Source organism: Paenibacillus koleovorans NBRC 103111, assembly GCF_004000845.1.
Lineage (GTDB): Bacteria > Bacillota > Bacilli > Paenibacillales > NBRC-103111 > Paenibacillus_AA > Paenibacillus_AA koleovorans.
Map to the genome: position 1 here is coordinate 1 of NZ_BIMA01000196.1, position 6,725 is coordinate 6,725.

The window sequence follows — 6,725 nt, forward strand, 5'->3', positions numbered from 1 at the left end:
TGGTTGCGTGGCCGGAAGAGGCTCGCAGTCCGAATTGGCCCACTTGGAGAGCCGTTTCCACGCATCCCCTTCTTTTTATGGCGGAGAAGGTGGGATACTCCCCTTCGGGGAGACTGCGATGTTATGCTATCGAAGCTTATGATCCGACGAACCTAAAGGTTCTCATGCACACCTTCTCCCCGCCATAAAAAAACGACCTTATGGTCGTTTCATTTTTGTTTTATGGCGGAGAGGGTGGGATACTCCCCTTCGGGGAGACTGCGATGTTGTCCTATCGAAGCTTAGCTCCGACGAACCTAAAGGTTCTCATCCCACGTGCTCTGAAGGTTATTCATACGGAGAGGGTGGGATTCGAACCCACGGAAGAGTTTCCCCTTCGCTGGTTTTCAAGACCAGAGCCTTAAACCACTCGACCACCTCTCCAGGCAGTCGACGCGAGACGCAGCCGTCTCGAATCGTGACAAACTGCATTGTACCACAGGCCCCGCACGCTTTCAAGCCTTGTCCAGAAAATACTACCCTGCCCCCAATAGGCAAGCTCCGCTTATTTCCGGGTCATACGCTCCAGCCCGTTCATATAAGGCCGCAACACTTCCGGTACAACAACGCTGCCGTCCGCCTGCTGGTAGTTCTCCAAGATAGCCGCCACCGTGCGTCCAATCGCCAGCCCCGACCCGTTTAGCGTATGCACGAACTCCGGCTTCGCCTTCACATCGCGGCGGAAACGGATCCCCGCCCGGCGCGCCTGGAAGTCCTCAAAGTTGCTGCAAGACGAAATTTCGCGATACGAGACCCCGCTAGGCAGCCAAACCTCTAAATCATAAGTCTTGGCCGAAGAGAACCCGATATCGGCCGTACACAGACTGAGCACGCGATAAGGCAGCTTCAACAGCTGAAGTACCCGCTCTGCGTTCTGAGTAAGCGTCTCCAGCTCCGCATAAGACTCTTCCGGCTTCACCAGCTTAACGAGCTCGACTTTATTGAACTGATGCTGACGGATCAATCCCCGCGTATCCCGTCCCGCAGAACCGGCCTCCGAACGGAAGCACGCGCTGAAAGCGGTGTAGTACTTCGGCAGCTGATCGGCATCCATAATCTCTTCGCGGTGGTAGTTCGTCACCGGCACTTCCGCCGTCGGAATGAGGAAATAATCCGTCCCCTGTAGCTTGAACACATCTTCTTCGAACTTCGGCAGTTGACCGGTCCCCGTTAAACTATCGCGATTCACAATAAATGGCGGCAGCATCTCTTCATAGCCGTGCTCATCCGCATGAAGATCCATCATGAAGTTGACCAAAGCCCGCTCCAGCCTAGCTCCAAACCCTTTATAGAACACGAATCGAGAACCCGTCACCTTGCCGGCCGCTTCGAAATCCAGAATACCAAGGTTCTGTGCAATCTCCCAATGAGCCTTCGGTGAAAATGCAAACGAAGGCGCCTCGCCCCATTGGCGCAGCTCCACATTGTCGTCTTCGGACTTTCCTACCGGAACGCTCTCATGCGGCATATTCGGAATCGACAGCAGAATCTTCGCTTGATCTTCTTCCAATACACGAAGCTCTTCGTCAAGCTGTTTGATCGTATCGTTAACGTCCCTCATCTCTACAATCAGAGACTCGGCGTCTTCCCCGGCTTTCTTCAGCCGGGCGACCTCCTGCGAAACCACATTGCGGCGGTTCTTGAGTTGATCGGACTGCGTAAGCAGCTCTCTTCTCCTAGTATCTACGCCCTCGAACAATTGCACATCTTCAATCGACTTGCCTCTATTACGCAGAGCCTGCTCTACGCGAGCCCTGTCACTTCTAAGCACTTTAGCGTCAAACACAAAAAAACCTCCCGTTCAGGGACATAGTGTATGGAATATAATGTACTATACAATGGACAAATATTCAACAAAGAAGCACCCGAGGGGCTTGCGGCCGACTCAGGTGCCTCTTCCATTCGTATGGGATTAAACCGTTGCCGGTTGGGACTGCTTCACCATGTCTACGAAATAAGCATGCAGTTGATAGTCGTCCGTCAGCTCCGGGTGGAAGGATACGGCCAGCAAGCTGCCTTCTCTTGCCGCAACGATCTCCCCTTTGTACTCGGACAACACATCGACTCCCGGACCAACAGACTTGATCAGCGGCGCTCGGATAAACACGGCCCGAACCGGATGATCGATCCCTTTGATCTCGAGATCGGTCTCGAAGCTTTCCCGCTGACGACCGAATGCGTTGCGCTGCACCGTCATATCCATCAAGCTCAGGTGCACCCAATCCTGCCCGTCGATCTTGTTGGCGAGAACGATCAGACCCGCGCATGTACCGAACAGCGGCTTCCCTTGCTTCGAATACGCCTGGAGCGCATCGATGAAGCCATAATCGCGCATCAGTTTGCCGATCGTCGTGCTCTCCCCTCCGGGAATGATAAGCCCGTCGATCTCCTGCAGCTGCTCCGTCCGCTTGACGACAACCCCTTGTGCGCCGGCCATCTCAATCATGCGAATGTGCTCGGCAACCGCGCCTTGAAGCGCAAGAACGCCTATCTTCATGGGAAACCCTTCTTTCTTCTGCTAAACCTTAACGACCGCGGTCCTGCATGCGTTGGGAAGCCTCCAGCTTGGAGATCTCGATCCCTTTCATGGCAGAGCCCAAGTTTTTGGAAACCTCGGCGATAAGCGCGTAATCCGTGTAATGCGTAGTGGCTTGAACGATTGCTTTCGCGAACTTCTCCGGGTTCTCCGATGTGAAAATCCCCGAACCGACGAATACGCCGTCTGCGCCCAAGTGCATCATCAGAGCCGCATCGGAAGGAGTTGCAACTCCACCTGCCGCGAAGTTAACGACCGGCAAACGGCCGTTTTCATGAATATACAAAACCAGATCGTATGGAGCGGCAAGCGTCTTCGCTTCCACCATCAGCTCATCCTTCGACAAGCTTTGGATGCGGCGAATTTGGCCGTTGATAATGCGCAGGTGACGAACGGCTTCTACTACGTTGCCCGTTCCTGGCTCGCCCTTCGTGCGCAGCATAGCCGCGCCTTCGCCGATGCGGCGGAGCGCTTCGCCCAAGTCCTTGGCACCGCACACGAATGGTACCGTGAACAGCTTCTTGTCGATGTGGAACACTTCATCCGCCGGAGTCAATACTTCGCTCTCGTCGATGTAGTCCGCGCCAAGCGCTTCCAGTACGCGAGCTTCCACATAGTGACCGATCCGCGCTTTGGCCATAACCGGGATGCTGACGACTTTCATTACTTCTTCCAGAACAGTTGGGTCCGCCATACGGGCTACGCCGCCGTGCGCACGAATCTCGGACGGTACGCGCTCCAGCGCCATCACCGCCGAAGCACCCGCCGCTTCCGCTACCTTCGCTTGCTCCGCGTTCATGACGTCCATGATGACGCCGCCCTTTTGCATTTCAGCCATCCCTTTTTTAACGCGCCATGTTCCTGTTTCCATTTCTCTTGCCCTCCCGGTTCCATTGGTCGATCTATATTGGGGTTGCTAGTGCGTGTTCTCTAAAAATCCATTGTACAGCATGGTGCCTTATTGCACAACATAATCCGACACATTTCCTAGGAGTTAAAATAGTCCTTTTATGCCGTTCGCGATCCCCGAGAAAATGTCGGCGAAGAAATTTTTGATCGCTCGGAAGAACAATCGGATCCAGCTTCCTTTATCAACATCCGCTGTCGCCACCAGATTGACCTGCTTCTCGGCGCCTGCATATTTAACCGTCGCTTTCCCCAGCACGTCGCCGGTCTTGATCGGAGCCGATTTGATATCTTCATTCGGAGCCGCGGTCATTTCAATATTCGGCTTTTCGCCTTTTTTGACGATGAAGTCCAAGCCGCCCTCGGTTACCACGCCTACCGTTGTTTTGACGCCTTTTTTAATATTCACGGTTTTGAGCGTTTCTATTTCGCTCTTCGCTTCCAGCACGGTCTTCTTCTCGAAGTTGTTGAAGCCGTAGTCGAGCAGCTTGCGCGTCTCCACGAACCTAGCGTCCATTGAAGGGGTGTTCATGACGACCGTAATAAGCCGCATGCCGTCCTTGACCGCCGTGCCGGTGAAGCAGTAGCCCGCCTCATCCGTATGTCCCGTCTTCAAGCCGTCCAGCCCGGGATACGAATATTTGCGGAAGTTGATGTTATCCTTGTTGCCTTCCAGCATCCAGTTCCAGTTGATCATCGGATCCTTGTCACGCTCGCGGAACTTCTTGGCCGGAATGCTCGAGAATTCTAGAATTTCTTTGTGTTCGTTCAGGATATGATAGGCTAAAAGGGCGGCATCGCGCGCGGTAATGATCGTTTCTCCGGTTGGGCCGGCCGGCTGGTATTTGCCCACATCCGCACGGGAAAGCCCCGTCGAGTTAATAAATTGCGATTTCGGGTTGAAGCCCATCTTCTTGGCAGTTTCATTCATCATTTTGACGAAGTTCTCTTCCGTACTCGCCACATACTCAGCCAAAGCTACCGTCGCATCGTTCCCCGAATAGATCGACATCGCGCCGAACAGATCTTTGACGGTTGACTTCTCGCCCTTCGCCAGCAGGTCGCCCGATCCGATGACATCCGCAGCATACTGGCTCGCCGTAACGACGTCCTCCCACTTGATCTTGCCGGCCTTGATCGTCTCCATGACGATATACTCGGACATCATCTTGGACATGCTGGCCGGAGGCAGCAGCTGGTCCGCATTGAGCTCATACAACACTTGTCCGGTGGAAGCTTCCATAATAATGGCGGCCGAAGCCTGCAGCTTCAAATCTACCGGAGCCGGGTCGGCAGCATTCGCTTGTGGAGCATATATGAAAGATTGTAGAATTGATAACCCGAGGACACTGCTTCCGATTAGACCGAACCACTTTCTACCTTTTGTTCCCACTGACACCGTTTTCCCATCTCCCCATCCTAGTAATTCTCTTATTGTAACATACGGGGGGGAGCGACAAAAGTTGAATTCGGCCTAGTCTAGAAATTGCAATACTGCGGCTGCTTGTCGCAAAAACCGCCTGTTCCCTAGTGGGAGCAGACGGCTCTGTTGGTCTACATGGAATAGTTTGGCGCTTCCTTTGTGATTTGAACATCGTGTGGATGGCTTTCACGCAGTCCGGCGTTGGTGATCCGGATGAACTGCGTGTCGTTCTTCAATTCCTCGAGCGTCTTCGTGCCGCAATAGCCCATCCCTTGGATCAACCCGCCCATCAGCTGATGGATTGTATCCTTGAGCGGGCCTTTGTATGGCACGCGGCCTTCGATTCCTTCCGGTACGAGCTTGGACTCGTTCTCCTGAAAATAACGGTCCTTGCTCCCTTCCTTCATGGCGCCGATCGAACCCATGCCTCGGTACACTTTGAACTGACGGCCTTGAAAAATTTCCGAATCGCCTGGGCTCTCTTCCGTCCCTGCGAACAAGCTGCCGATCATGATCGCATCTGCGCCGGCCGCGATCGCTTTGGTGATATCGCCCGAGTACTTGATGCCCCCATCGGCGATGATTGGAACACCGTACGTCTTGGCCACGGTCGCGCAGTCGTAGATCGCTGTAATCTGCGGCACCCCGATCCCAGCGATGACGCGTGTCGTACAGATCGATCCCGGACCCATCCCAACTTTCACGATGGAGGCTCCGGCTTCGATGAGGTCGCGTGTTGCGTCTCCCGTGGCGATGTTACCGGCCACGATGACGAGATTCGGGAAGCTGGCTCTTAACTTCCGTACGGCCCCCACGATATTGATATGGTGCCCGTGAGCGGAGTCTACGACGATGAGGTCGACGCCTACCTTCACAAGCGCTGTAGCGCGCTCCAGAGCGTCTTTGGAAGCACCAATAGCGGCACCTACCACTAGGCGTCCCTGCGCGTCCTTCGCGGCGTTGGGGAACTGAATGGCCTTCTCGATATCCTTGATTGTGATGAGGCCCTTCAGGCTGTTCTGCTCATCCACGAGGGGGAGCTTCTCGATCTTATGCTTCTGCAGCAGCACCTGCGCCTCTTGCAAGGTTGTGCCCACCGGTGCGGTGACCAGGTTCTCCTGGGTCATAACATCCTTAATCTTGATGGAGTAGTCTTGAACGAATCGAAGATCGCGGTTCGTGATGATGCCGACCAGCTTGTTGTTCGCGTCTACGATGGGTACCCCGGAGATGCGGTACTTGCCCATCAGCTCTTCCGCATCGTATACATGATGCTCCGCCGTCAGGGAGAACGGATCCGTAATAACGCCGCTTTCCGAACGCTTCACCCGATCTACATGTTCGGCTTGTTCGGCTATCGACATGTTCTTATGAATAATACCAATGCCGCCTTCGCGCGCCATCGAGATGGCGAGCTTCGCTTCCGTCACCGTGTCCATGGCGGAGCTGATCAGCGGGATGTTAAGCTTGATGCCTGGTGCGAGCCTCGTCGAGACGTCCACTTCCTTCGGGCCGAATACGCTCGACCGGCGAGGAACTAATAGCACATCGTCAAACGTTAAACCTTCTTTTGCAAATTTCGATTCCCACACGTCTGGAGTCCCCCACTGTCTCTGTTCAACTGGCTGGGCCAAAAAAGAATTATTGCCATCGTAACAACTCCCCATTTTCATGTCAAGGAAACCGCTCTTCCGGCCACGATCGTCCCTGTTGGCGGAGTTCTGCCTTCTCTCGCTATGCCGTAGTATGTCCATTGCCGTGGCTTCTTTAATAGTACCGGATGCAAAAAAGAACCTGCACAGTAATGTACAGGTTCTTCCT

Annotated in this window: 5 protein-coding genes and 1 tRNA gene; all 6 read right to left on the minus strand. The window is 54.1% G+C overall.

Annotated elements, in window-relative coordinates:
* Positions 1 to 336: 336 nt before the first annotated feature.
* Positions 337 to 423: transfer RNA gene (locus PKO02S_RS31210), tRNA-Ser, on the minus strand.
* A 121-nt stretch (positions 424 to 544) separates the two neighbouring features.
* Positions 545 to 1,825: a serine--tRNA ligase gene (gene serS / locus PKO02S_RS31215; RefSeq protein WP_127589070.1), complete on the minus strand. Its 1,281-nt coding sequence runs from the start codon at positions 1,823 to 1,825 to the stop codon at positions 545 to 547.
* A 126-nt stretch (positions 1,826 to 1,951) separates the two neighbouring features.
* Positions 1,952 to 2,536: a pyridoxal 5'-phosphate synthase glutaminase subunit PdxT gene (gene pdxT, locus PKO02S_RS31220; RefSeq protein WP_127589072.1), complete on the minus strand. Its 585-nt coding sequence runs from the start codon at positions 2,534 to 2,536 to the stop codon at positions 1,952 to 1,954.
* Between the two features lie 28 nt (positions 2,537 to 2,564).
* Entirely contained in the window at positions 2,565 to 3,446 is an 882-nt protein-coding gene (gene pdxS, locus PKO02S_RS31225; protein ID WP_127589074.1) for a pyridoxal 5'-phosphate synthase lyase subunit PdxS, read from the minus strand.
* Between the two features lie 123 nt (positions 3,447 to 3,569).
* Positions 3,570 to 4,880 carry a D-alanyl-D-alanine carboxypeptidase family protein gene (locus tag PKO02S_RS31230; protein ID WP_246067659.1) on the minus strand — a complete coding sequence of 437 codons (1,311 nt, stop codon included), beginning with the start codon at positions 4,878 to 4,880 and terminating at the stop codon, positions 3,570 to 3,572.
* Positions 4,881 to 5,035: 155 nt separating this feature from the next.
* Positions 5,036 to 6,496, minus strand: a complete 1,461-nt coding sequence (gene guaB / locus PKO02S_RS31235) for an IMP dehydrogenase (protein WP_127589076.1) — start codon at positions 6,494 to 6,496, stop codon at positions 5,036 to 5,038.
* Positions 6,497 to 6,725 lie beyond the last annotated feature (229 nt).

Bases quoted from the DNA above. Each gene is read 5' to 3' on its own strand.
- pdxT (WP_127589072.1), bottom strand. From the start codon at position 2,536: ATGAAGATAGGCGTTCTTGCGCTTCAAGGCGCGGTTGCCGAGCACATT.
- pdxS (WP_127589074.1), bottom strand. From the start codon at position 3,446: ATGGAAACAGGAACATGGCGCGTTAAAAAAGGGATGGCTGAAATGCAA.